Here is a 23,409-nt window from a genome sequence, read left to right on the forward strand (position 1 = left end):
AAATCATCAACACCTAATATAATTATCGAATTCGTGGTTTCTAGTTTGGGACTTGTGTCTTTGAAGCGGTAACTGGAGCTTTGTTCCGTTCATACTCTCATAAAAGATTTCATAGGATGGTTATAAAACATCAATTTTACTCTAAGTAAAAGGATGACACTGACCCTTGAGAGCTGGTCACAAACAATCTGCAAGTGGGCGCGGAGCTGATGAACGCTTTACTGAAAGAGAAACGGCCGCTTGCCAAATAGGTGTGCGATGAATATTTCGAAGGAGGGGCTGCCCATGTTGAAAGGTTATCCCGTATATCCTTATTTCTCCTGGCGTACCAAGACCGTTACGGAGCCGGTGGCATTCCCTCCACAGCACCAGGATCAGGTACCTGGCTTGGAGTACTTGATGGTGCCTAGGCCTATTTTCGATTATCCCGGTTATATTGGCAGAGGCAAGCTAAAAGGAAAAGCAGCCATCATTACCGGCGGTGACTCCGGGTTCGGACGCGCCGTTGCAGCAGCATATGCCAAAGAAGGGGCCGATTTGGTGATCGTCTATTTGAACGAGCACAGGGATGCGGCAGAGACCAAACAGTACGTGGAACAATTCGGCGTTCGCTGCCTACTTTTGCCTCGCGATCTTCGCGATCCGGCCGCCGCGTCGGACATTGTGGCGGAGACGATACACCATTATCAGAGGCTGGACATCTTGGTCAGCAATGCCGCCGTTCAGCCGTACACTCCCAGCATTATGGACGTTTCGGACGAACAGCTGGAAAATACGTTTCGAACGAACGTGTTCCCCATGTTTTATTTGACGAAAGCTGCCTTGCCTTACCTGAATCCGGGCAGTGCGATCATCTGTACGACTTCAAGGGTGGCCTACGAAGGTAATAAAAACGCCATCGACTATTCGGCAACCAAAGGAGCAATTGTAACCTTCATTCGTACGATGGCCATGTCGCTTGCCGACAAGAGAATCAGAGTCAATGGAGTCGCCCCCGGACCGGGCTGGACACCACTCACAGTTAGCTCTTGGCCTCCTGAGATGGTGTCAACCTGGGGTATCGACATCCCGTTAGGTCGTGCTGTGCAGCCATTCGAGCTGGCGCCTGCCTTCGTCTATTTGGCCTCAAGCGATTCCATGTTTGTGACCGGCCAAGTGTTGCACGTAAATGGAGGAGTAATTCGATATTCGTAAACTTTTGGTAGATAAGGTGCAAAGCTCTGACGAAGTACCATCTATAAATGAAATCACTGAAAGCTAGATACTTCATTTCCAGTGATTATCAATTGATTTATCATTATAGATTAATATATTATATACATATCTTTATTTCATATACTCATTTCTATTCTGAAAAAGGGTAGATTACAGATTAAAAATTAATCTGGCAAGGAGAGGTTTCTAATGAAAGTTAGACCATCTGTAAAACCGATTTGTGAAAAATGTAAAACCATTAGAAGAAATAGAACCGTCATGGTCATCTGCGAGAATACCAAACACAAACAAAGACAAGGTTAATCCTCTACCACCAAGGAACACTGTAGCATAATTTACAGTGTTCCTTTTTGTATATAATTAATAATTTTCTTCCCTATGTAATAGAACGGGGATCGATTAATCTTCAATTATTTCCTTTTATACATTGCTTGGACATGAATAAATAGAAGCTGATAGACCAACTAGGATCAAATAACAGCTAAACCTTGAGATCCAAAATACGGGTAGGGGGTCGAAGCAGCAATCTGCAAACGGACTAAACTACCATCGTCCTTGATATGAAATACGGAGATAGTGCCCTGATTACCTTTAAGGGTATAAAAATTGAGACCATCTTTACTAACTCCAGCATCTATTGGTATCCCTGTAGGTGCGCCAACTGGTGTACTCGTAGTATGCCCGAGAACCGTTAGCTTTCCACTGTCATCGATACGAAAGGTGGATATTGTGCCACTTAAAGTGTTAGTGGTATATGCAAAACGTTCATTTCTCGAAATTGCAACCCAGCATGCTGTCTTTTGCCCGTTCGTAACTGAGCCGCTGATAACATTCAGTATCCCGTTGTCACTCATGGAATAGGATGAGAGCGCGCTAGAAGCTACCTCTGTTACTAAAAGGATTCCTGACGATAGGAAATAAGCACCTAACGGTCTCGTACCATTAGAATGGTTAATGATTGGTCCGCTAACCATACCATTTCTATTAACATGGAATACACTGAGACGGTCTGTAGTAAACTCAGATACAACGATTTTACTGCCATCTGGAGTGAATAGAACCTGCGCCGGCTGAGCATTGATAGTACTTAGATAATGGGTGGCCCCAGGAACATGAGTCAGACGTCCGTTATCTTCTAGGCGAAAACCAGAGATATTGGACGCAAGTTGAGTGGCAGCATTACCTACATTTGAAACATATAGAAGGTCACCGAACACATCGACGCTGTTTGGCTGAGAACCTTCGGATGGCTTGACATCTGTGAGAACAAGTGCTCCGCTGTCGTTAATAATGAAACTACTGATACTATTGCTGCCTGCATTAACTGCAATTAAGTAGCGGGCATCACGCGACAGAGTAAGGGAGCCTTGGGACACAAGGGGGTCAATTCCATCGTTTGCTGTTGCAGACGAAACCTTCCTCGTACCAGTGCCTCTGCCGTATGTCGGGTAGGAGCCCATATAAGTAAGTAAACCATTCGCGTCCCGGTAAAAAGCAATGACTTCATTCATTGCTTCCCTGTTGGTCATCATGTAAACCATCCTCGGCATGTTATCACTTTCCTCCTTCGACAGTTTTTGGCTCCGCCTTAGATTATGTTATCGTTTCATATTATTCATCTGAGCCTAGAACAATGCCCCCGCAGTAAGTCTGGGGGTACATGATGCTTTCCCGAGTTTATGTTAAAAACCGATCAGGATGTATTGGACTCGATTGGCGAATGAAGGAGCAAATTATGGAGGCAAAAGATCAATTCCTAGGCTACATAGGTGATTATAGGGTACACGATAGCAAAATTGAGGGGATTGTTTTGGAAAACACTCTTCTTACAGTAACATTAAGAAGTTATGAAGGCGAAGCGATAGCAGTCAAGTTTTATGGGGTGCAAACTATGAATTTTATAAGACCAATTGGCATGATGCTCTATTCAATAAGTGAGATGAACGAGAATGCACCCTTCCGCAAGTTCCACTTTGCTAATTGGGAGGACGATGATAATGCCTCATTAGAAATAGTAGCTGAACAAGTAGAGATTATTATGTAATCGCTACACACCGGGATTTGATAACACCGACAGTGACTACCAGGATCTATCTGCAGCCGCTTATGCTAACAGGCAGTTTAGAAGATATAACTGTTGATTGAATCTCATTTCCATAATATTTATGGATCTGTCCTGCGTGGCATGTGACGGAAAAATGGGAAGAAAGTGCTTACCGGTATTAGTTGGCAGATGAATTGCGGAAGGCTATCGGTCAGAAAGTCGAGTACAAAGAAATAACCATGCTCCAGTGAGACGGAGCATGGTTATTGGGAAATTAGTAAAGCCAGCTACGGCTAATAATGACCAAGAGAATGAAAAGTACCAAGATGACGCCAACACTAGTAAAGGCACCACCACAACTAAATCCACCGCCTACACCGCCTAATCCAAGTCCCATTGTTATGTCCTCCTTTCAAAAATGAAATTTGAAATTAGGGAATTTGTTTTATCCCAAGTTCAAGATATGTCGTTCCAGATTGGTTTGTTTGTGCGTATGTACATAGGGTATAAATATGTTCTATTCACATATGACTACATTGCAGCGAATTATAGTTGCTCGTGTTAAATTTAAATAAAGTACTGGAGTTTTCATCTTTCATCCTATTTGGACACCTGGCAAGCGAATATACTTATGGAATTTCGTATCTTCGTTTTCCATTCGCTAAGGACGACATTGAATATGACTAAGAGCTTGCATGTAATACTGAAAGAGCCGGTCATTATAGGTTGGGATATGAAAACAATGATATTAACGTTCGACGTGTAGTTGATTGAAGATAAGTAAATATTAACGACAGCTTCTCATAATGAAAACTCTTGTTACATATACATTTCTCATCAGTTCGTTTTTTTGTAGTTAGGTGCATGTATTGGTCAAGCAAAATCATGGATTACGAAGATCGCCATAATCGGCGGCAATTAGGCTGACAATATCTCCGGGCTGAAGCTTACCTGATAGAGCTGACGCGATGCTTTAGACGGGAAGGGCTTTCTTCTGCCTGTCGAGACGTGTCAGATAAGCGTCAAGGGGATGGCTGACAACTTGGATGGGGAAAATAGTCGCCAGTTGTCAGATCAGCTGTGGCATACTGTCCAACCCCTTGATCGCTCGATGTTAGCACGCCAACGGGCAGGTATAAGCTCCGACACTCACATTTTCCACTTGCGTAGCGGGGACATTTTTACAAACCCTAATAATAGGCACTTAACCAGTGACGAGTACGAAGTGTATTGAATGAGGGGGCAAAACATTTGGAAAACGAATCACGGAAAGGAAATATACCACAACCGATAAGAAGTGATGGGGCCGGTTGGTGGGATTTAGGACCACGGGACGTCATGCGAGATCTTGAGAACCCTGACATGCTAGTTTCGCCTGTCACCGATGCTGGGTCGTTGCCCAATATGAAGTTTTCTTTTTCTGACACTCATATGCAGTTAAATCATGGCGGCTGGTCGCGGGAAGTGACTATTAGAGAGCTGCCGATTGCAACCACAATTGCGGGGGTGAATATGGCTCTGACCCCGGGTGGTGTACGTGAGTTACATTGGCATCAGCAAGCAGAATGGGCTATCATGCTTGTGGGGAGAGCGCGCATTACATCCGTTGACCAGAACGGGAGGAACTTCATTGCCGACATTGGCGTAGGCGACTTGTGGTACTTCCCACCAGGAATTCCGCATTCTATTCAAGGGTTGGAAGAAGGTTGCGAGTTTTTGCTCGTCTTCCCTGATGGTCATTTCTCTGACCTCAATACTTTATCTATCTCCGATTGGTTTTCACATACACCAAAGGACGTACTTTCGGCGAATTTCGGTGTTCCAACAAGCGCTTTTGCCCATATTCCGAACCATCAGCTATACATTTTTCAAGGAACCGTTCCCGGTCCACTCGAAAGCCAGCAGGTAGCAGACCCACAAGGTACGGTACCAAAAACCTTCACACATCGACTACTCGCACAAAAGCCGATTGTAGTTCCGGGCGGGACAGTACGTATAGTCGATTCAACCAACTTTCCTATTTCCACTCAAATTGCCGCATCATTGTTGGAAATCAAACCAGGTGCAATGAGAGAAATGCATTGGCATCCAAACAATGATGAATGGCAATATTATATCTCAGGTACGGGGCGTATGACAGTTTTCGCCCCCAATGGCACTGCTCGCACATTCGATTATCGAGCTGGTGATGTAGGATATGTGCCGTTTGCATTTGGTCACTATATCCAGAATACTGGTGATAAAAGTCTTTGGGTTATGGAGATATTTAAGAGTGACCGCTTTGAAGATGTTTCACTTAATCAGTGGATGGCGCTTACACCTCATCAGATAGTACAGGGGAACCTTAATGTAGGACCAGACTTAATGAGCGCATTGCAAAAGGAAAAATCGTATATAGTAAAATATCCGGGGTATTCCTATTACCCAAGAACGGGTAGATAAATTACATCAGCATATTAAGGCTCTCCATTTTAACTGGAGAGCTTGTTTGCACTAACGAGACACGATAGTTGAACAAAACAAGGAGCAGCTATGCCATGGCAGCTGCTCCTTGTTTTCATTAAGCCAAAGGGCAGTAAATCAGAGCTGCATATCACATAGAAAGGGGAGCTTATCCAGATATAAGATGTCATTCTCGGAATAAATCTAATTACAGGATGGTTAGGCTTCAGTTTCTCACCTCATAGTACAAGCACATCATAAGTCCACCTTCTAAGTGTTATAATAGAATAAACCGAGTTTTTAACCTTTTCATTATAACACTTTAGCTATCTATATAACACGGGTGAAAGGTCAATTAAATTATGTATATTGAGATTCAACGCAACGCAGGAGCTTCTATTACGGATCAAATTTATCAATCTATTGTGGATTATATTCATTCAGGCCTTCTCCAAGCAGGGACACGACTACCTTCTGTTCGGAATCAATCGAAGAAGCTTGGTGTGAGTTTGGTAACGGTAGTGAAAGCTTATAAGAAACTAGAGGAAGACAATTATATTACCTCTGTTCAAGGCAAGGGAACATTCGTAAAAGAGAATACAGTGGGGGAAATGCTAGCAGAAGAAACATCCCCTTTTGATTGGCAGCTAGCTTTTCAGGATTATTTGCCAAGATCTCAATTCGCCCGTTTTCTTCATACATCTGAGAAAATTCAATTATCTTCTTCCATGGTTGATCCTGGTCTACTTCCTACCCAATTGTTTGAGAGAGAGTTTGCTCAAATTTTATCTAGAAATCCAAAGGTCTTATCTCGTTATGCTGAGATTCAAGGGGATTCACAATTAAGAAATGCAACGTCTCAGTATCTTGAGAATCTTGGGGTTACGGCTGCACCTGAACAAATATTAATTACGAATGGTACACAACAAGGATTAGATCTTATTGCACGTACATTTATCGGAAATGGGGATGTAGTTGTTACAGAAGCACCCACATATCCAGGAGCCATTGATGTATTTCGAGGTAGAGGTGCTATCATACTTTCTGTTCCAGTAGACAGTGAGGGAATGCGAGTCGATTTGCTTCAAAATCTATGCGATAAATACAAGCCAAAAATGATCTATATAACAGCTCCTTTCCATAATCCGACTGGTACAGTCATGTCTCCAAAGCGCCAAAGACAGATACTTGAAATTGCTCAAAATATCCAATGCATTATTATTGAAGATGATTCATGTAGCGAGATTTATTATGGAAAAAAGCCACCTGCTCCCATTAAAAAAATGGATTTTAGTGGACATGTGATTTATTTGAAAGGTTTAAGCAAAATATTGGCCCCTGGCTGTAGAATTGGTCTATTAGTCGCTTCCGGTTCTATATTTAACCGTCTTTATGCAGCAAAGGCCAATGCTGATCTAGGTAATTCTTTGCTAGCACAAAAAACCATCTTACCCTTAATTGAATCAAAAAAAATGCAAGATCATTTGAGGAAATTAAGAATTGCCCTCAAATTAAGACGTGATTTGGTTCTCGCTTTACTGTCCGAACATGCACCGTCCGAAATAACCTGGTTAGTTCCTCAGGGGGGATTAAACTTATGGATTAGTTTACCTTTCTGGATGAATGCAGATCATCTCTTAATGGAGGCAAAAAAGCAACAGCTTAATTTTTTGCCAGGATCAGCTTGCTACCCTGTCGAGCAAGAAAATCATCATCTACGATTGAGCTTCTCTTATGTCAATGAAAACCTTCTTAGTGAAGGAATTAAAATTTTGTGTAAAATTCTCCATTCAGGTATTTCATCCAAAGCGATGCATGAAAATGCACCCTATTTTTAATCTCCAATTCGGAGGATCGTATCAGTCAGTGTTATACATGCCTATTGAGTGTTATATATAGCTTAGATATACAATAACACTGATCATGATATGAGAAGGGGGAAAATTGAATGAACGCCCAAGTTTCATTCCAACAAGTAGATGTGTTTACTGAAGTGCCTTTTAAGGGGAATCCCGTTGCGGTTGTACTGGATGGTAGTGGACTGTCAACGGATGAAATGCAAACTATTGCCAATTGGACGAACTTATCTGAAACTACCTTTGTATGCTCACCGACAGATCCAAAAGCTGACTATAGTTTGCGAATCTTTACTCCACAGAGTGAGCTTCCCTTTGCGGGACATCCTACCATAGGCTCAGCATTTGCTTTACTTAAGCATGGTTTTAAACCAAAGACACCGGGGGGCCTGGTGCAGGAATGTGGTAGCGGGTTAGTGTCTATTCATATTGATGCTGATAAACTTTTCCTGACATTGCCAGAGCCGATTATTCATAGCATAGACCATGCTGAATTAGCTGATATGGCAAGTGCATTAGGCGTGCCTTTGACCAATGTTAGAGCGAGTGCGTCTATTGATGTCGGAGCGAAGTGGATCACGTTACAACTGTCTAATACTGACGAGGTACGAAGCTTACGCCCGGATATGTCTAGAGTCGCTGCATTGACTCCAGCAGGTGTAACCGGTGTAGCTGTATTTGGACTGGCTGTGCCCAATACGGATTCCTTTGTTGAGGTACGTTCATTTGCCCCAGGTGAAGGGATCGCCGAAGATCCAGTTTGTGGAAGTGGTAATGGATGTGTAGCAGTGCTTATGAGACAGCTCGGACTTATAGAAGAATCTAATTACGTTGCAAGTCAAGGTTATTGTGTAGGGCGAAACGGTAGGGTTGAAGTTCGATATGAGGAAAATGGTAAAATATTACTAGGTGGACATGCAGTGACGTGCATCGAAGGTAAACTACACCTTTGAGCTACAAGTTATTCGTGAGTATGATCCTTATGTACCAAGAGTTATTTAGAACAAAAAGGTGAGATAACATAAGAGTAACCATAGTTGAGGAGCTTTGACGACAAATGCTCCTCTTTTTCTTGATTACTTAGAGAAGAACACAAGTTTATTTCTATAAGCTTCTTGGCTCGCTAAGAACTCCTCACTTGATGCCTTCGCTCACCGGGCAGTTTAGTATAACTACAGTTTTAATCGATTTGTTTTTTATATTGTTATTTTTGTATAATATATTAAACAAAAGGAGGTTATTTCTTGGATGCTATTCACATCAGGATAGGACACAACTTGCAACGTGTGAGAAAGCAAAGGCAATTAAGCTTAGATAAAATGGCAGATTTAACTGGGGTTAGTAAAAGTATGCTATATCAAATCGAGCGTGGGGATACACAGCCAACAGTGACTACCGTTTGGAAAATTGCTACGGGACTTAATATCTCTTTTTCATCGCTAATTAAAGACGACGAATCTACAATATCAATTGTTGATCGAAAAGAAGTACCAGATATAACGGAGGATAACGGTAATTGTCTAGTCTATTTATTATTTCCATTCAATCCACAAACTCAAATTGAAATTTTCACGATTGTCTTAAAACCTAAAGGAAACTATGTTTCCAAACCCCACAATGTGGGTGTCCAAGAGTACATTACTGTTATTACAGGGGAATTTAAAATTATGGTTAAGGATGACGAGTATACCCTGCCTAAAGGAGGCGCTATACGGTTTGCAGGAAACGTTACACACAAATATATAAATGACACGGATGAAGATGTCATCCTACAAGTTGTCATGCATTATCCCGAATCGTAAAACTGGTATGTAATTCATGATGTGATAAGGAAGTGCTGATATGGTTGAAAAAGTATTTTGGACAAACCCATATTTAACAAAACTGGATACTCGCATAGCCAGTGTAAACGGCAATGACATTACAGTGGAACAAACCATCTTTTATGCTTTCTCTGGAGGACAAGATAGTGATACAGGATTGATTGGTGGGTATTCCGTACATCAAGCAAAGAAAGATGGTCATGAAATCATTTATACAGTAGAAGAAGAACATGACTTAAAAGTTGATGATCAAGTGACGATGACCATAGATTGGGATCGTCGTTACAGACTTATGAGATTACATTTTGCAGCGGAGGTTGTATTAGAATTAGCTTATAAACATTTGAAAGGTATCGAGAAAATAGGCGCTCATATCGCTCAAGATAAAGCCCGAATAGATTTCGTATGGCACGAGAACATTTCAAAATCATTTCCTTTGATCGAGAAAGAATCTCGTGAGATCATTGAGGCAAACCTAGACATCATTAGTACCTTCAGTGACGAAGGAAATGGAAGAAGATTTTGGGAAGTTAAGGGTTTTTCAAAGGTTCCCTGCGGTGGAACTCACTTGAAGAAAACAGGTGAAGTTGGAGAAATTAAGTTGAAGCGTAACAATATTGGGAGAGGGAAAGAACGGATTGAAATCTATTTATGTGATCTAACGGGTACCATAGTATAAAAAACAATTATGACGCAGCTGCCGCATTACACAACAAAAAACTATGAGGTTAATGTTGTCAATTTAAAACAAAATCTTACTAAAACACCGCGACGTTGGTGTTTTTTTGTTGTCAATCGGGATCGGGATTGTGTCATCAAAAAATGCACAAATGTCGATTATGCGGCAAAAGCTACGCATCTTCTGGATGTTCAAGCGGTTATCAGCTAAGGACGAGAAAGGAAACGAGTTGATTCCAGCTTAGCTAGCCCATTCAGCATAGAGAAGAAACGAGATGTAGCTTCAACTTTTCATTTCGGTGGGTTGAAGCTTTTTTTGATTGAGTTCAAGGGGGCAGCAGGCACAGTACATTCTTGGAGCATCAGGAACTTCTTATCCGCTTGTAGTCTACGGCTCCGTTCCGGTTACTGCAGAAACTTTGTTTATTCGATTGATATAAGTGATAGTCAAATGAATAAGGGTTGTAGTATGATTTGGTCAAGACATGACGCAATGAATACAGGGGAGGACCCAACTTTGTGGCAGAAAGTGGCTCATTGGAACACACTGCGTAATCAAATGCTGGCGGGTTTTATTTCCGTCATGATCATCGTTCTGATTTGTGCTGGTCTCATTACGTTCAACTCCGTTTCAGGGCTCCTCAATACCAAGGCGGAGACCCAGATGAAGCAGATCGCCAGCCAGGCAGACGGCAGATTGGAAGCGGTCATTAATCAGATCGATACGTTAACCTTGCAGGCGGTCAATGACACGTACTTGCAGCAGCTCTTTCTTTCGATGGTTCATGGGGGAAAAGCAAGCTTCAGCGAACGCCAGGCTCTGATGAAGATTGCCAATCATATACAAGGGTACAGCGGGGGTGTAACCAATGTTGAATTGTATACCCCGGATTATGTACGGGTATTTCCGCTGGACGAAGAGAGCCTTATTAACCGGGTAACGATCAACTGGATCGAACAGGCGGATAAAGAGAAGGGAAGGCTAATCTGGGTCGGGAATGACCCCAAGGATTCCGAATCGGTCTTGGCGATTCGCAGAATCAATCTGATTGATCGCTGGTTTTCGAATGGCGGGTACTTGCTGGTACGAATCAAGCGTAGTTATTTCGAATTTCAGCCCGGGCTGCCGGACAGTGGTCATCGCGAGCTGCTCCTGCTTGCCGATAGCGCGGGAAGACCGATTGTGACAGATGGCGCAGTTCTCTCTGATGTGAGTGAACTGATGGATACCGATTCACAAAAGGTTACGATCGATAAGCAGAGATATATCCTTGTCAAGCAGACATCTGAGGCGACAGGCTGGACGCTTATGATTCTATATCCGGTCAGCGACATCAACGACGGGATTTCCGTACTAAGGTTGGCTATCCTCGTATCCGGGGCAATTGGCTCTGTATTATTTATTATATTGTCCTTCCTACTCTCGATGATGATTACAAGGCCGATCCTGAGGCTCATGAGGGCGATGCGCAACACCCGGCAGGGCGTGTTGACGCCTAACCTCACGCGAACCTATACGACTGAGTTGAACGATCTGAATATGACCTATAACCAAATGGTGGATAACATCAACCGGCTTATTAAGCTGGTGTACGAAAAAGAAGCGCTCCAGAGCCGTACTGAATTGAAAGCGCTGCAAGCTCAAATTAATCCGCATTTTCTCTATAACACTTTGGAAGCGCTGTATTGGTCCTTGCAGGACAAGGAAGAGGAAGAGCTTGCCGACCTCGTCGTCGCGATGTCGGAATTGTTCCGCTATGTCATCGACAACCCGAACAAGGACGAATGGGTGACTATCGGTGAAGAGCTCGACCATATCAAACGATACTTGCGCATCATGAGCGTAAGATTTGGCTCCCGGCTGGTATGGGACATAAGCGCATCGGACTCTTATAATCACATTCTTGTTCCCAAGCTGCTTATTCAGCCGTTAGTGGAAAATGCCATATTGTACGGACTGGAAGGAAAAACGGGAGCACGTCTTGTTTCAGTCCGGGTAGAGCCGTCACCTGAGGAAGCAGCCAATGTCCGGATTACCGTAATTGATGACGGTCCTGGTATGAATGAACGCGAGCTCCAGGCAATAAGAACTGCCTTGATGACTGGAGGCGCACCTTCCAAGAAGGGAAAAGGAAGGGGCACAGGAACGGGTCTTTCGAATGTACAGCGCCGAATCCATCTCTATTACCCGGCTTCCGCCGTAGGAAAAAGAGGATTGTCCATTATCAGCAACCCCGGGGAAGGGACAAGCGTTAGCTTTGAGATTCCGATTCAAAAGGAGGCAACCGATGATTCAAGCTGGGAAAACCATTCTGATTGTTGACGATGAACCGTTGACTAGAGAGGGCATTCGCAAAACTTTGGAGGCATGGTCTTCAGGACAGCATCAAATATGGACCGGTAGCAATGCAGCGGAAGCTATGGGGGTGCTTTCTTCACGACATGTCCATCTGCTTATTACAGATATCCGAATGCCGGAGGTGAGCGGGCTGCAGCTGGTAGAAGCCACGCAGCATACAGGACATAAACCTGCAGTCATCATTATTTCCGGACATCCTGACTTTGATTATGCCCAATCGGCGATTCAATTAGGAGTTGTGAATTATTTGCTGAAGCCGATACAGAAAAGCAAGCTGGTCGAGGCGGTAGAGCAAGCACTGCGTATTGAAGAGGAGCGCGGGCGCGTCGAAGTGCTGGAGAAATTAGTCGATTCACAGCTCCTGCAGGCCAAGAATGCTGCCAATTATAGTCTTCCGGTACAGGAAGCAATCCACTATGTAGAGCTGCATTTGCAAGAGCCGTTGGGCATGCGCGAGGTCGCAGACCAAATCCACCTGAATCCTAGCTACTTTAGCGCACTGTTCAAGGAACAGACGGGCTTTACATTTAGCGTATACGTAACTAGAAGCAGACTTCAGAAAGCGAAGGAGCTGCTGCTACAGACCCGACTCTCCATTACAGACATTTCCGAACAGGTAGGCTATCAGACGCCAAAATATTTTATCAAGCTGTTTAAAGATTACGAAGGGATCAGTCCAAATCAATATCGCAAGCAAGCAATGGATAGCCGGAACGATGCTTGAAATCAAGAATACCTAAAAATATTGGTATTTTTCCCAATCGCTGTTACCTCCTGGAGCTAAATGAAAAGCGATACAATCAATGTTGTAGTAAATAATGGTTGAGGGGGAAATGAAGCATGGCGAATAAAGCGCTTACTTGGACGTTGACGACAATGGTAAGTCTAGGGATGGTTCTGTCAGGCTGTTCCAGCTCTAGCGGGGGAGCAAGTCAGAGTACGCAGGAACTGGCGAAAAGCGGAGGCACAAGCACAGCTGAACCGGCTAAAAAAGTTACCATTAAAATGATGCACCTCTGGCCGGCAGGAAGCTCAGCTACGCAAAACAAAATTGTAAACGATATCATTAAAGAGTATCAGGCTGCAAATCCTAACGTAACGGTAGAACAAGAGGTTCTGGATAACGAGCAATACAAAAATAAAATGAAGGTGCTGTCCACCGCCAACAGTCTTCCGGATGTGGGCTTTACTTGGGCGGCGGGCTATATGGATCCTTATGTGAAAGGCGACATGTTTGCTCCGCTGGACGATTTGCTGCAGGGAGATCTAAAAGACAAGTTTGTTAGCGGGACTACGAATGCTTACGCCTTCAGCGGAAAAACCTACGGGCTTCCCGTGGAACTGAACATTGTGCCGGTATACTACAATAAAGCGATTTTTGCGAAGTACAACCTGCAGCCGCCCAAAACCTATGACGATTTCAAAAATATCGTGAAAACGCTTAGTCAAAACGGTGTAGCCCCCATTGCGTTGGGCAACAAAGACCGCTGGACGGGTTCCCTCTGGTATATGTATTTGGCGGATCGACTCGGGGGACCGGAAACATTGAAAAAAGCGATTGACCGTACAGGTTCCTTCGAAGATCCGAATCTGATTCGTGCAGCTTCCGAGATTAGGCAGCTTGTGGATATGAATGCATTCAACAAGGGTTTCAATGGCTTGTCCAACGACGAAGGTAAAGCCGAGTTCATGAATAGCAAAGCTGCGATGTACATGATGGGTACATGGGAGCTGCCTAACTATACGACGAACAAGGATGTTCCGCAATCGTTCAAAGACCAAATTGGCTTCTTTAAATTCCCAACGGTCGATGGCGGCAAGGGGAACCTCGATAGCTGGGTTGGCGGACCAGGTGTGGGCTTGTTCGTGGCCAATAACTCGAAGATAAAGGAAGAGTCCAAGAAATTCGTAAGCTTCTTCGTTCAAAAGTGGGGAGAACACGCCATCTCGGAAGCCGGCGTAATTCCGGCAACCAAGGTGGATACCTCCAAAGTGAAGCTTCCTCAAATGTACATTGACCTGTTGAATGAGCTAAATAAAGCAAGTAACATCACCTTGTTTGCGGACGTACAGATGAAGCCTGCTTCCGCTGAAGTACACTTGAACATGATTCAAGCGTTGTTCGGCAAAGCGGTGACGCCAGAAGAATTCGCCAAGAAACATGAAGAAGCTTTGGCTAAGGAAGGCAAGTAAGGGGAGTGCCCGTATGAATAAAGTCATGTCCAGCAAATCCATCATTGCGATGTATGTCATTCCCTCGTTGCTGTTAGTGTTGGCCTTGATCTATACGCCTATCGTATTGACGGGCTATTACGGATTAATGAAATGGGACGGCATGGGCAAGATGAGCAGCGTCGGTATGCACAATTATACCACGCTGCTCTATGACGAATTGTTTTGGAACAGCGCGAAGCATTCACTTCTTCTTGCACTGTTCTCGACGTTAAGCTTGCTTGTCTACTTGCTGGTAGCGCTCGTCCTGTCCGCACAAATTCGCGGTGCTAACCTGTTTCGCAAGGTGTACCTGATTCCCATGCTGCTGTCATCCGTGGCGATTGCTCAGCTATGGCTGAAAATATTCCATCCGACGAATGGGGTACTTAATCATCTCTTATCTTCGCTGGGGATTGAACAAACACCTGAATGGCTCTCGAATCCCTCGATTGCCCTGTACGCGATCTTTATTCCGATATTGTGGCAGTATGCGGGGTTTTATATTTTGATTTATTATGCGGCATTAAAAAATGTGCCTTCCTCACTTATCGAATCGGCCCGGATCGATGGTGCAGGCCCGTGGCGAATGGCTTGGTCGATCCGTATTCCGTTAATTGCCGAGGTATTGAAGGTAACCATCGTACTTGCCGTTGTCGGTTCCCTTAAATATTTCGATCTCATTTATGTCATGACGGGCGGCGGCCCGAACGGAGCCAGTGAAGTTATGGCATCCTACATGTATAAGAAGGCGTTTAAAGAATACGATTTCGGTTACGCCAGTGCGATCGGCTTCTTCCTGCTCTTGATTTGCTTGGTAATGACATGGCTGATCCGTAAGCTAACGGCTTCCAAGGACAATATCCAATATTCGTAATGAAAGGAGCCCCAGGGTGAGTATTGAAACGATAGAGCGTAAAACACAGGAGGTTGCCATGCGCAGCAAGCTTTTCACACAGCTCGGATATGGAGGCTTGTATTTCGTATTAACGGCTGTCGCCATCCTTCAAATAGTACCGCTGCTTTGGCTAATGCTGTTCTCCTTGAAAAACAACGAAGAAATATTCAATCTGGCTCCTTTCGCATTTCCGGAACGGCTGCGCTGGGAAAATTACGAGAAGGTGTGGACACAGGGACATATTAGTACCTACTTTTTCAACAGTGTCTGGATGACAGTGGCTTCTGTGGCCGTTACGGTATTACTGGCAAGCTTCACTACCTTCGCATTAACGAGGATGAAATGGAAGCTGCAGTCGCTCGTTCTGGGAGTTTTCATGGTCGGATTGATGATTCCTGTGCACTCAACGCTCATTCCGTTGTTCAGCTTATTTACGCAAACCCATTTGACCAACCATCCATTATCAATCATCCTGACGTATATCGCCTTTAATCTACCGATTACGATCATGATTATGCTCGGCTTTTATTACACGCTGCCCCGAGAGGTGGAAGAGGCGGCGGTCATGGACGGTTGTTCTGTGAACCGTATCTTCTTCAGCATCATACTGCCCATGACAGTATCGGTCTTATCGACAGCGGTTATTATCAATATGATCTATAATTGGAACGAGTTTATTTTTGTTAACACATTCATCAGCTCGGACAAATATAAAACGTTAACGGTCGGCATACAAAACTTCATCGGCCAATATACGACAGATTGGGGAGCCATCGGTGCTACCCTCATGATCAGTATTCTGCCGATACTCGTGGCGTTTATGCTGCTGAGCAACCGCATAGTAGAGGGGATAGCAGCCGGTTCGGTCAAAGGATGAAGATTTATAATATTTTATGAAAGGAAGAAACCAATTGCATAACCTGCCTATTGCCAAACAACCGCTTGTTACACATATTTACACCGCCGATCCATCTGCACATGTGTTCGAAGGGAAGCTTTACATTTATCCTTCGCACGATCTGGATCACGATGGGCCCAGCAATGACAACGGAGATCAATATGCGATGGAAGATTATCATGTCCTGTCTCTTGAGAACTTTGAATCGCCCGTTGTCGATCACGGCCAGGTCCTTCATCTGATCGATATTCCTTGGGCTTCCAAACAGCTATGGGCGCCAGATGCCACTTACAAAAATAATACCTACTATTTGTTCTTTCCTGCACGGGATTACGAAGGGATCTTCAGGATTGGGGTAGCCAGAGGCACATCGCCGGCTGGTCCTTTTCACGCGGAGCCCCAATACATCGAAGGCAGCTTCAGCATTGATCCCGCTGTACTCATCGACGATGGTAATCTTGCATATATGTTTTTCGGCGGTTTATGGGGAGGACAGCTCGAGAAATGGCAAACGGGGGAATTCAATCCGAATGCGGCTGGCCCCGCAGCAAACGAGCCGGCGCTTGGACCTTACGTTGCAATGCTTAGCGAAGACATGCTGTCTTTCCAAGACAAGCCTAAGGAGATTTCGATAGTAGACGAAGATGGCAATCCAATATTGGCAGGTGACGAGGAAAGACGCTATTTCGAAGGACCCTGGGTGCATAAGTATATGGACTGGTACTACTTGTCTTACTCTACGGGCACGACACACAAGCTGGTCTACGCCGTCAGTAGGAATCCTCTAGGGCCATACACCTTCAAAGGGACCATACTGCCCCCGGTCATTGGCTGGACGACTCATCACTCCATCGTAAAGTTCGCACATAAATGGTATTTGTTCTATCATGACTGCTCCCTTTCAAATGGGGTCAATCATAAGCGCTGTGTCAAATATGCAGAGCTGAATTATAACGAAGACGGTACGATCCAATTGATCGATCCCTATCCACCCGCTGCAAGTGATTAACGACTGCTTGATCAAAGAACAGACGGCATGAAAGCGAAACGAGGACGAGGCAGGCAAATGTCTCCGTACCTCGTTTTCCTTTTTTTGCCGTTCATCATAATAAATTTGCAGATGCGTAACAACATAATCTTTATTTTTACGTCTTAACTAACAGAAACTTTAAACAGCGGGAGGTTTTGAAGATATGGTTAGAGTAAGGTATATGAGGATCCTTGCGGTTATGATATCGTTTGGTTACCTATTCAGCTTCACTACCGAGCTAGAGGCCGCGGCACCACCTCATTCTTTGTCTCATCAAAACCGATGGATATTGCCCCCAGTGATTTAATTGCTGGAAAACACGAATTTGTATCCGGTGCCAGATGAGTCAGTCGAGCCTTGGGCTACATTGACTCCTCAAGATGTAAGTACAGTGGAAGAGGACATGGACCATCCTTATCTTGAGACGGATTCTCAGGGGAAGATGTGGATAAAAATCAAGACCACATGGTTGGGTGACCTATGGGTCCATCTGGATCTGGAAATAATTGGTGTACTGAAACCAGTAGACACCTATCTTGCTTTGTTATGGGATGCTCGTCTCTACTCGGAGCCATTCAGATCCACAATGACAGAGGACATACTATCACCACAAACGGTGCATGTGAATGCGGTGTTTGAGTCCCCGTTTGCTATGTATTCTGGGTCCTATCGTATTGAAACTTCATGGCTAGGGGATCAGTGGATTGTAGCCAATCCTCATTTTCTCCTTGTCGAAGTACTGAATTCGGAACTTGATCTGCCTACGGAAACCTTATATATGGATGAGTACGATACGGCCAATCGGATGCAGCGGCCGTCTGATGCCAGATTTATTCCGGCACAAACTGTGTTTGCTATGGAAAAGACCGAAAACGGAGCGTATCATGTGCGTGATCAAAACGGGAGTATATTTTGGATAAACCCGCAATTTGCACAACCCGTGGGTGTTAAGAAAATAGACGAGACCATCGAGCTGACGAAAAACACAGAACAGCATCTGTTCCCAACGATGCCTTTTCCCATCTTTGGACTCATCAGTCCGCAAAAGGTGAAGGCTTTTGAGCTATGGGACGATCCACAAGGAAATCGCTGGTACCGAATTTACAGTTGGAGCGGGGAGATGTGGGTACAACCCTGATTCCTACATAAGATATACCTTTAGTACCAAAAGATGAGTCGCCTTGGGAGAAGTAGGTCTTGAAGCTTCAACCTGAAGATACTACAGCGTTGCAGCTATTCACGAAGGGGCTGAACATTAGGCAGAGGCTCATCTCACTTTTGATGGTTTAAAAATATTCTCTAAAAGAATCATTTACGAGTATTCATCCAGTTAAGGGATGAGTACTCTTTTTTTAGTTTCGATGGTGGTCAATCATGGTTGGGAAATCACAAAACCTTCACACAAAGGTTACTGTAATAGCTCTATCTAGTCATTCTACCTGTTCAGGCAGCTCTGTATAATTTTAAAATATCCTGTTTCTATCTTACATGGGAGGCTATAGCCATATCCGCAACGCGGAAGCCATAGAAAGCCGGTATCTGGAGCAAGTTTTTCAAAATTGTTTCCGTTTCTTAAATCCAATCTAGGGGGAGAAAGAAAAATCCAAATGAAAACTAAACAAATGTTCGTTACCCTAAGTCTTATTGTCATTCTGGCTCTGATAGGATGTAGTACGCGCCAAGCCAATTCAGACAACTCGCCAGATTCCAATGCAGCAGCAAAGTCTTCCAGTACCGGAGCGACGTCTTCCAAGCAGCAGCCGTATTTGACCTTTAAAGATGATGCAGGGCAAGATGTTATTCTCAATAGGAAGCCTGAACGCGTAGTTATTCTGAATACAGAGGCACTTGATCTGTTCTACCAGCTTGGAGGCAAGGCGGTCGGTCGTGCCAGTGCACCTGGAACTCCAGTGCCAGATGCAGCAAAGGAGGCTGAGGATGTCGGGCAGATTAACCAAGTGAGTCTGGAAAAAATTACTAGTCTGAAACCGGATCTTGTCATTGGGCAGTCCTTTTTTCATGCGAAATTGAAAGACGTTCTTGCAGTGAGTCAAATTCCTCTCGCTTTAATGAAAGTTGAAAGCTACGATGATATTCAAAAAATGGGGAAGCTGTTTGGAACAATCATCGGAAACGAGCCTGAGACAGAAAGGGCGCTGAAGCAAACGGATGACCGAATCCAGTCCATTATCAGCAAAGTGCCCAATCAATCGCCGAAGTTTGCTATGATTACCATTATGTCTATGGGGATTTCCATCCAAAAGAGCAACAATCTCGCCCTCGATATCGCCAGTAAACTGAAGATGAAAAATGTGGCCGAAGGCATGCCGTCCGGACAAACTCCAAGCTCCGTACCCTACAGCATTGAAAAGTTAATTGTGGCGGATCCGGATTATCTATTTATGATTGTGCATGGAACGGAAGAATATGGCCGCCAGAAGCTCAAGGACGATTTGGAAAACAACCCGGCATGGGCTTCTCTGCGGGCTGTAAAGGATAAAAAAATGATATTTTTGCCATCGGATTTTGTCAATTCGCCCGGCTTGAAAATCGATCAGACCTTTGAATATCTCCCCAAGCAAGTATATCCCAACGCCTATGGAAAATAAGAAGGAATTATATTTTCGAAAAACAGCCTCATGGAGAATTACCGTCTTCTTGGTTTTATCCCTGTTGGCTGTCGCAGGTGTCATTGTCAGTCTCGTCAGTGGAGCGGTTAAAGTGAGCTTGATGGAAATTATTCATGTATTTACAGGCAGTGAGCAGGGGGCCGTACATGCAATTATCTGGAACGTCCGTCTGCCGAGAACGCTGATTGCCGGTCTTGTCGGAGTCAATCTTTCACTCGCGGGTGCTTTGCTGCAAGGAGTAATGCGAAATTCAATGGCAGACCCACACATTATTGGTGTATCATCCGGAGCGGGATTGTTCGGTATTGCCACGCTTGTGATGTTCCCGTCTTATGCATATTTAATGGCTCCTGCCGCTTTCCTTGGAGCGCTTGGGGCGGCAATGTTAATTTATATGCTGGCATGGCAAAACGGAGTGAGTCCCGGCCGGATCATTTTGGCGGGTGTGGCCGTTTCCGCATTTTTCAGTTCGGGCATTTCGGGTATGCTCACATTTTATAGCGATCGGGTGGATGGTGCATTGCTCTTTCTAGTAGGCGGACTTTCGGCGAAAAGCTGGCCTCATCTGCAGCTCCTGCTTCCTTATTCTATTGCTGGCACCCTTTTTGCACTTATGGCAGCTCAGAGAATGAATATTATGATGCTTGGCGATTCGGATGCTAAGGGGCTTGGCTTGCATGTAGAGCGGACGAGGTTGCTCGTGACGGCTGCCGCAGCCCTTCTGTCTGCCAGCGCAGTTAGTGTCGTCGGCCTGCTTGCTTTTGTAGGTATGGTTGTCCCTCATGCTGCAAGATTGCTGATCGGCAATGACTATCGTATCTTGCTTCCCGCCACCGCCTTACTTGGCATAGCTGCGCTTACGATATTCGACACGCTCGCTCGAATACTTTTTGCTCCGGTTGAGCTGCCCGTAGGTATTATCATGGGTGCCGTCGGCGCTCCCTTTTTTCTATATTTATTAAGGAAGAGGGGGATGCAGGAATGATTCGCGGGGAACAACTGGTTGTTACATATCGTGGAAATAAGGTCATGGATCATGTAAATGTCCAATTTGACGCGGGTCTTGTCCACAGTATACTTGGACCGAATGGATGCGGAAAAAGCACACTTCTAAAAGTACTATCCCGTCAAATGCAAGGGGAAAGTGGAGTTGTCTTAGTAGATGGGAAAGATGCAAAGGAATGGGGAATAAAGCCGTTTGCCCGGCAACTGTCGATGCTGGCGCAATCACAGGAACGATTGACGGATATCAGCGTGTATGATCTGGTTTCATACGGACGTTTTCCACACAAAAGATTCATGCAAAAACTGGACGACCACGACAAAAGACTCGTAGATTGGGCACTTGAACTAACGGGGATAAGTGCTTATTCAGCAAGAAGCGTGCAGGAGTTATCAGGCGGAGAACTCCAAAGGGCTCGAATCGCAATGGCTGTTGCCCAGCAGCCCAAAGTATTGTTGCTGGATGAGCCGACCACTTATTTGGACATCTGTCATCAGCTGGAAATCATGGAGCTTGTCGTCCATTTGAATCTCACTCAGAATATGACAGTTATTATGGTATTGCATGATTTAAATCACGCTGCAGCGTACTCCGATCGAATTACGGTCATGAAAAAAGGTACGATTTATGCTCACGGAAAGCCAAACGATGTTATCTGCGCGGAGATGCTGCGTGATGTATTTCAAGTTGAAGCATGTGTAGAACGGGAAGAAGGGAGTCTTCATCCGCGTATTAAATCTATGAAATTAATCACAAATAAGCGTTGATTTCTACATGTCTAGGCATTATCGATGGGTTTGCCTGCTTAGGAAGCCTACATAGAAGGGGATAGAACCGCCGATCCTTACTATCGATTTCCCAGGGTTGTGTGGAGCCAGTCGAAGATGGTCTGATGAAGCAGACGCATTGCCCCCATATGGCAGTGCTCTCCTGCACCATCAGTGTTCCACATCACGACATGCTTGTGCGGAGCTTTTAGCTCGGACGCAAGCTTGCTTGCCTGCCCCTTGAACACAAGGTCGTTCTCTCCCTCAAGAATTTGAGTGGGGGACTTGATCTTGCGCATGTCTTCAGTGGTGAGAGTAAACTGCTTGCTCTTACGGATGTATTCCGGTTCGTTCGAAGTGCCAAACACCCACATACCATTCTGCAGCGCCCAGCGGGCGTAGGTGTAGCGAATGAGAGTTCATTCATATCGATTTTTCATAAATGTTTATCGTATTTTTACATTTACAATCGAATTTGTCAGGAATATGATTAATTTATCGAAAACAAGTATCACGGTATGCCTCAACAAATACGAATAAACTGGCTATTACACTAGCGTCATGAAATCGTATTCGATGAAACAGTCCCTGATTTAAATACGGAATTTTCTTGGGGACAAGCCTGTTTTGGATTGAAAGAAACGAGAAAAATTATATATATCAGAAAAACCGCAAGTGCTCGCAATGTCCGTGATACTGAGGGTAGACATGCGCAATAGTGTTTTGGCAGTTTCCAGTCTGCAACGCTGCAGATAAGCGTAGGGAGTAACGCCACGTTCCTGTTTAAAAATCCGTATAAAATGATCTGTCGTTAGAGAAAAGTTCTGGGCGATTTCACTTATATCATATTGTTTCTGGGGATGTTGTTGAAACGTGCGACATAGTTCATCAATTTTTATTGAATACGCCCCAGTGGCTGTTCGTGGTTTAGTTTGATATTCCATAATTAGCGCTTGCAACCATATTTCCATTTGTGACAAGTTATTTCTTTCTTCAGCTAAACAAAATCGGTTGAAAAGCTCTAGTACAAAATGATATTGATCAAAATGGTGATGCTCTGGCAAGCCACACAAAATATCCGGATTATGCAAAGTGAAATCTATATAACGAACATCGAGACTGGCATGTTCATTTTGATGGGCAGTAACCGTCTTCTTATAATCGATAAGGAAAACATCACCAACACTTAATTTGTAGCAATTATTGCCTAGCCTAATTTGACCGTTTCCACCCCAAACGCTCCACAAGGTGAACCCTGGATGACAACCGACAGGAACATTCCATTTCCATTCCGGAACGCAGTGCTTCCCATAATGCATAGATGAGATATCCATACGCTTCACCCCAGTTACAATATATCGATTTTTCATAAAGAACTATGAACTATTGAATTTTTACATGTAAAGCCCTGTTTGTCAAGCATGCAAGAGGCTTAGTGAACAGTTGGCACAGCGACAAAAAGATGGATCATCCCATTGAAATAACAAGTTTAACGTAGACTCACCTTTGACCTCGGAATCGTATCAACTGTAACAGCTTTAGTTATCATCGGGAA

Annotated in this window: 22 protein-coding genes; 18 read left to right on the forward strand and 4 right to left on the reverse strand. The window is 44.3% G+C overall.

What is annotated here, in order from left to right:
* The first annotated feature begins 285 nt into the window (after positions 1-285).
* Both QMA13_RS17160 and rpmJ read left to right on the forward strand, forming a co-directional pair.
* Positions 286-1,194: an SDR family oxidoreductase gene (locus QMA13_RS17160; RefSeq protein ID WP_282942866.1), complete on the forward strand. Its 909-nt coding sequence runs from the start codon at positions 286-288 to the stop codon at positions 1,192-1,194.
* 210 nt (positions 1,195-1,404) lie between these two features.
* Positions 1,405-1,518: a 50S ribosomal protein L36 gene (rpmJ, locus tag QMA13_RS17165; protein WP_078498971.1), complete on the forward strand. Its 114-nt coding sequence runs from the start codon at positions 1,405-1,407 to the stop codon at positions 1,516-1,518.
* 167 nt (positions 1,519-1,685) lie between these two features.
* Here the strand turns inward: rpmJ and QMA13_RS17170 are convergent, their stop codons facing one another.
* The gene (locus QMA13_RS17170) at positions 1,686-2,765 is read right to left on the reverse strand and encodes a beta-propeller fold lactonase family protein (RefSeq protein WP_282942869.1); all 1,080 of its coding nucleotides are present in this window, start codon (positions 2,763-2,765) and stop codon (positions 1,686-1,688) included.
* A 170-nt stretch (positions 2,766-2,935) separates the two neighbouring features.
* Between QMA13_RS17170 and QMA13_RS17175 the strand changes: the two genes are divergently transcribed.
* The gene (locus QMA13_RS17175) at positions 2,936-3,259 is read left to right on the forward strand and encodes a hypothetical protein (protein ID WP_282942871.1); all 324 of its coding nucleotides are present in this window, start codon (positions 2,936-2,938) and stop codon (positions 3,257-3,259) included.
* 274 nt (positions 3,260-3,533) lie between these two features.
* Here the strand turns inward: QMA13_RS17175 and QMA13_RS17180 are convergent, their stop codons facing one another.
* Positions 3,534-3,656, reverse strand: coding sequence for a sporulation protein YjcZ (locus QMA13_RS17180; RefSeq protein ID WP_282936341.1), 123 nt, complete (start codon positions 3,654-3,656; stop codon positions 3,534-3,536).
* An 854-nt stretch (positions 3,657-4,510) separates the two neighbouring features.
* Between QMA13_RS17180 and QMA13_RS17185 the strand changes: the two genes are divergently transcribed.
* From QMA13_RS17185 to QMA13_RS17255, 15 genes are all read left to right on the forward strand, one after another.
* Positions 4,511-5,701 carry an oxalate decarboxylase family bicupin gene (locus QMA13_RS17185; protein ID WP_282942873.1) on the forward strand — a complete coding sequence of 397 codons (1,191 nt, stop codon included), beginning with the start codon at positions 4,511-4,513 and terminating at the stop codon, positions 5,699-5,701.
* A gap of 362 nt (positions 5,702-6,063) precedes the next feature.
* Positions 6,064-7,539: a MocR-like pyridoxine biosynthesis transcription factor PdxR gene (pdxR, locus tag QMA13_RS17190; protein ID WP_282942874.1), complete on the forward strand. Its 1,476-nt coding sequence runs from the start codon at positions 6,064-6,066 to the stop codon at positions 7,537-7,539.
* Positions 7,540-7,649: 110 nt separating this feature from the next.
* Entirely contained in the window at positions 7,650-8,510 is an 861-nt protein-coding gene (locus QMA13_RS17195) for a PhzF family phenazine biosynthesis protein (RefSeq protein WP_282942875.1), read from the forward strand.
* 291 nt (positions 8,511-8,801) lie between these two features.
* Positions 8,802-9,359 carry a helix-turn-helix domain-containing protein gene (locus QMA13_RS17200; RefSeq protein WP_282942877.1) on the forward strand — a complete coding sequence of 186 codons (558 nt, stop codon included), beginning with the start codon at positions 8,802-8,804 and terminating at the stop codon, positions 9,357-9,359.
* A gap of 40 nt (positions 9,360-9,399) precedes the next feature.
* Positions 9,400-10,059, forward strand: coding sequence for an alanine--tRNA ligase-related protein (locus tag QMA13_RS17205; RefSeq protein WP_282942879.1), 660 nt, complete (start codon positions 9,400-9,402; stop codon positions 10,057-10,059).
* A 516-nt stretch (positions 10,060-10,575) separates the two neighbouring features.
* Positions 10,576-12,381, forward strand: a complete 1,806-nt coding sequence (locus QMA13_RS17210) for a sensor histidine kinase (RefSeq protein ID WP_349254214.1) — start codon at positions 10,576-10,578, stop codon at positions 12,379-12,381.
* Positions 12,347-13,141 carry a response regulator transcription factor gene (locus tag QMA13_RS17215; protein WP_282942880.1) on the forward strand — a complete coding sequence of 265 codons (795 nt, stop codon included), beginning with the start codon at positions 12,347-12,349 and terminating at the stop codon, positions 13,139-13,141. Before QMA13_RS17210 ends, QMA13_RS17215 begins: the two co-directional genes overlap by 35 nt.
* Positions 13,142-13,257: 116 nt before the next feature.
* Positions 13,258-14,610, forward strand: a complete 1,353-nt coding sequence (locus QMA13_RS17220; protein ID WP_282942882.1) for an extracellular solute-binding protein — start codon at positions 13,258-13,260, stop codon at positions 14,608-14,610.
* Between the two features lie 13 nt (positions 14,611-14,623).
* Positions 14,624-15,505, forward strand: a complete 882-nt coding sequence (locus QMA13_RS17225) for a carbohydrate ABC transporter permease (RefSeq protein ID WP_282942884.1) — start codon at positions 14,624-14,626, stop codon at positions 15,503-15,505.
* Positions 15,506-15,563: 58 nt separating this feature from the next.
* Positions 15,564-16,403 (forward strand): carbohydrate ABC transporter permease, encoded by an 840-nt coding sequence (locus QMA13_RS17230; protein WP_282943426.1) that lies wholly within the window; start codon positions 15,564-15,566, stop codon positions 16,401-16,403.
* A gap of 16 nt (positions 16,404-16,419) precedes the next feature.
* Complete coding sequence (locus QMA13_RS17235; RefSeq protein WP_282942885.1) at positions 16,420-17,433, forward strand: glycoside hydrolase family 43 protein; 1,014 nt, start codon at positions 16,420-16,422, stop codon at positions 17,431-17,433.
* 328 nt (positions 17,434-17,761) lie between these two features.
* Positions 17,762-18,592, forward strand: a complete 831-nt coding sequence (locus QMA13_RS17240; protein WP_282942886.1) for a hypothetical protein — start codon at positions 17,762-17,764, stop codon at positions 18,590-18,592.
* A 469-nt stretch (positions 18,593-19,061) separates the two neighbouring features.
* Positions 19,062-20,063, forward strand: coding sequence for an ABC transporter substrate-binding protein (locus QMA13_RS17245; protein WP_282942887.1), 1,002 nt, complete (start codon positions 19,062-19,064; stop codon positions 20,061-20,063).
* Between the two features lie 49 nt (positions 20,064-20,112).
* Positions 20,113-21,069: a FecCD family ABC transporter permease gene (locus QMA13_RS17250; RefSeq protein WP_282942888.1), complete on the forward strand. Its 957-nt coding sequence runs from the start codon at positions 20,113-20,115 to the stop codon at positions 21,067-21,069.
* Complete coding sequence (locus QMA13_RS17255; RefSeq protein ID WP_282942889.1) at positions 21,066-21,854, forward strand: ABC transporter ATP-binding protein; 789 nt, start codon at positions 21,066-21,068, stop codon at positions 21,852-21,854. The genes QMA13_RS17250 and QMA13_RS17255 overlap by 4 nt, the downstream gene beginning before the upstream one ends.
* A gap of 80 nt (positions 21,855-21,934) precedes the next feature.
* Here QMA13_RS17255 and QMA13_RS17260 read toward each other — a convergent pair whose 3' ends face one another.
* Positions 21,935-22,153 (reverse strand): alpha/beta hydrolase, encoded by a 219-nt coding sequence (locus QMA13_RS17260; RefSeq protein WP_282942891.1) that lies wholly within the window; start codon positions 22,151-22,153, stop codon positions 21,935-21,937.
* Positions 22,154-22,447: 294 nt separating this feature from the next.
* Positions 22,448-23,224 carry a helix-turn-helix transcriptional regulator gene (locus QMA13_RS17265; RefSeq protein ID WP_282942892.1) on the reverse strand — a complete coding sequence of 259 codons (777 nt, stop codon included), beginning with the start codon at positions 23,222-23,224 and terminating at the stop codon, positions 22,448-22,450.
* Positions 23,225-23,409: the final 185 nt, after the last annotated feature.

Source organism: Paenibacillus sp. RC67 (assembly GCF_030020805.1).
In the GTDB taxonomy this organism is placed as follows: Bacteria; Bacillota; Bacilli; order Paenibacillales; family NBRC-103111; genus Paenibacillus_S.

What these genes read in the sequence shown, in the direction of transcription:
- QMA13_RS17160 (WP_282942866.1), top strand. Translation starts at nt 286, where the DNA reads ATGTTGAAAGGTTATCCCGTATATCCTTATTTCTCCTGGCGTACCAAG.
- rpmJ (WP_078498971.1), top strand. Translation starts at nt 1,405, where the DNA reads ATGAAAGTTAGACCATCTGTAAAACCGATTTGTGAAAAATGTAAAACC.
- QMA13_RS17170 (WP_282942869.1), bottom strand. Translation starts at nt 2,765, where the DNA reads ATGCCGAGGATGGTTTACATGATGACCAACAGGGAAGCAATGAATGAA.
- QMA13_RS17175 (WP_282942871.1), top strand. Translation starts at nt 2,936, where the DNA reads ATGAAGGAGCAAATTATGGAGGCAAAAGATCAATTCCTAGGCTACATA.
- QMA13_RS17180 (WP_282936341.1), bottom strand. Translation starts at nt 3,656, where the DNA reads ATGGGACTTGGATTAGGCGGTGTAGGCGGTGGATTTAGTTGTGGTGGT.
- pdxR (WP_282942874.1), top strand. Translation starts at nt 6,064, where the DNA reads ATGTATATTGAGATTCAACGCAACGCAGGAGCTTCTATTACGGATCAA.
- QMA13_RS17195 (WP_282942875.1), top strand. Translation starts at nt 7,650, where the DNA reads ATGAACGCCCAAGTTTCATTCCAACAAGTAGATGTGTTTACTGAAGTG.
- QMA13_RS17205 (WP_282942879.1), top strand. Translation starts at nt 9,400, where the DNA reads ATGGTTGAAAAAGTATTTTGGACAAACCCATATTTAACAAAACTGGAT.
- QMA13_RS17215 (WP_282942880.1), top strand. Translation starts at nt 12,347, where the DNA reads ATGATTCAAGCTGGGAAAACCATTCTGATTGTTGACGATGAACCGTTG.
- QMA13_RS17220 (WP_282942882.1), top strand. Translation starts at nt 13,258, where the DNA reads ATGGCGAATAAAGCGCTTACTTGGACGTTGACGACAATGGTAAGTCTA.
- QMA13_RS17225 (WP_282942884.1), top strand. Translation starts at nt 14,624, where the DNA reads ATGAATAAAGTCATGTCCAGCAAATCCATCATTGCGATGTATGTCATT.
- QMA13_RS17230 (WP_282943426.1), top strand. Translation starts at nt 15,564, where the DNA reads ATGCGCAGCAAGCTTTTCACACAGCTCGGATATGGAGGCTTGTATTTC.
- QMA13_RS17235 (WP_282942885.1), top strand. Translation starts at nt 16,420, where the DNA reads ATGAAAGGAAGAAACCAATTGCATAACCTGCCTATTGCCAAACAACCG.
- QMA13_RS17245 (WP_282942887.1), top strand. Translation starts at nt 19,062, where the DNA reads ATGAAAACTAAACAAATGTTCGTTACCCTAAGTCTTATTGTCATTCTG.
- QMA13_RS17255 (WP_282942889.1), top strand. Translation starts at nt 21,066, where the DNA reads ATGATTCGCGGGGAACAACTGGTTGTTACATATCGTGGAAATAAGGTC.
- QMA13_RS17260 (WP_282942891.1), bottom strand. Translation starts at nt 22,153, where the DNA reads ATGCGCAAGATCAAGTCCCCCACTCAAATTCTTGAGGGAGAGAACGAC.
- QMA13_RS17265 (WP_282942892.1), bottom strand. Translation starts at nt 23,224, where the DNA reads ATGAAAAATCGATATATTGTAACTGGGGTGAAGCGTATGGATATCTCA.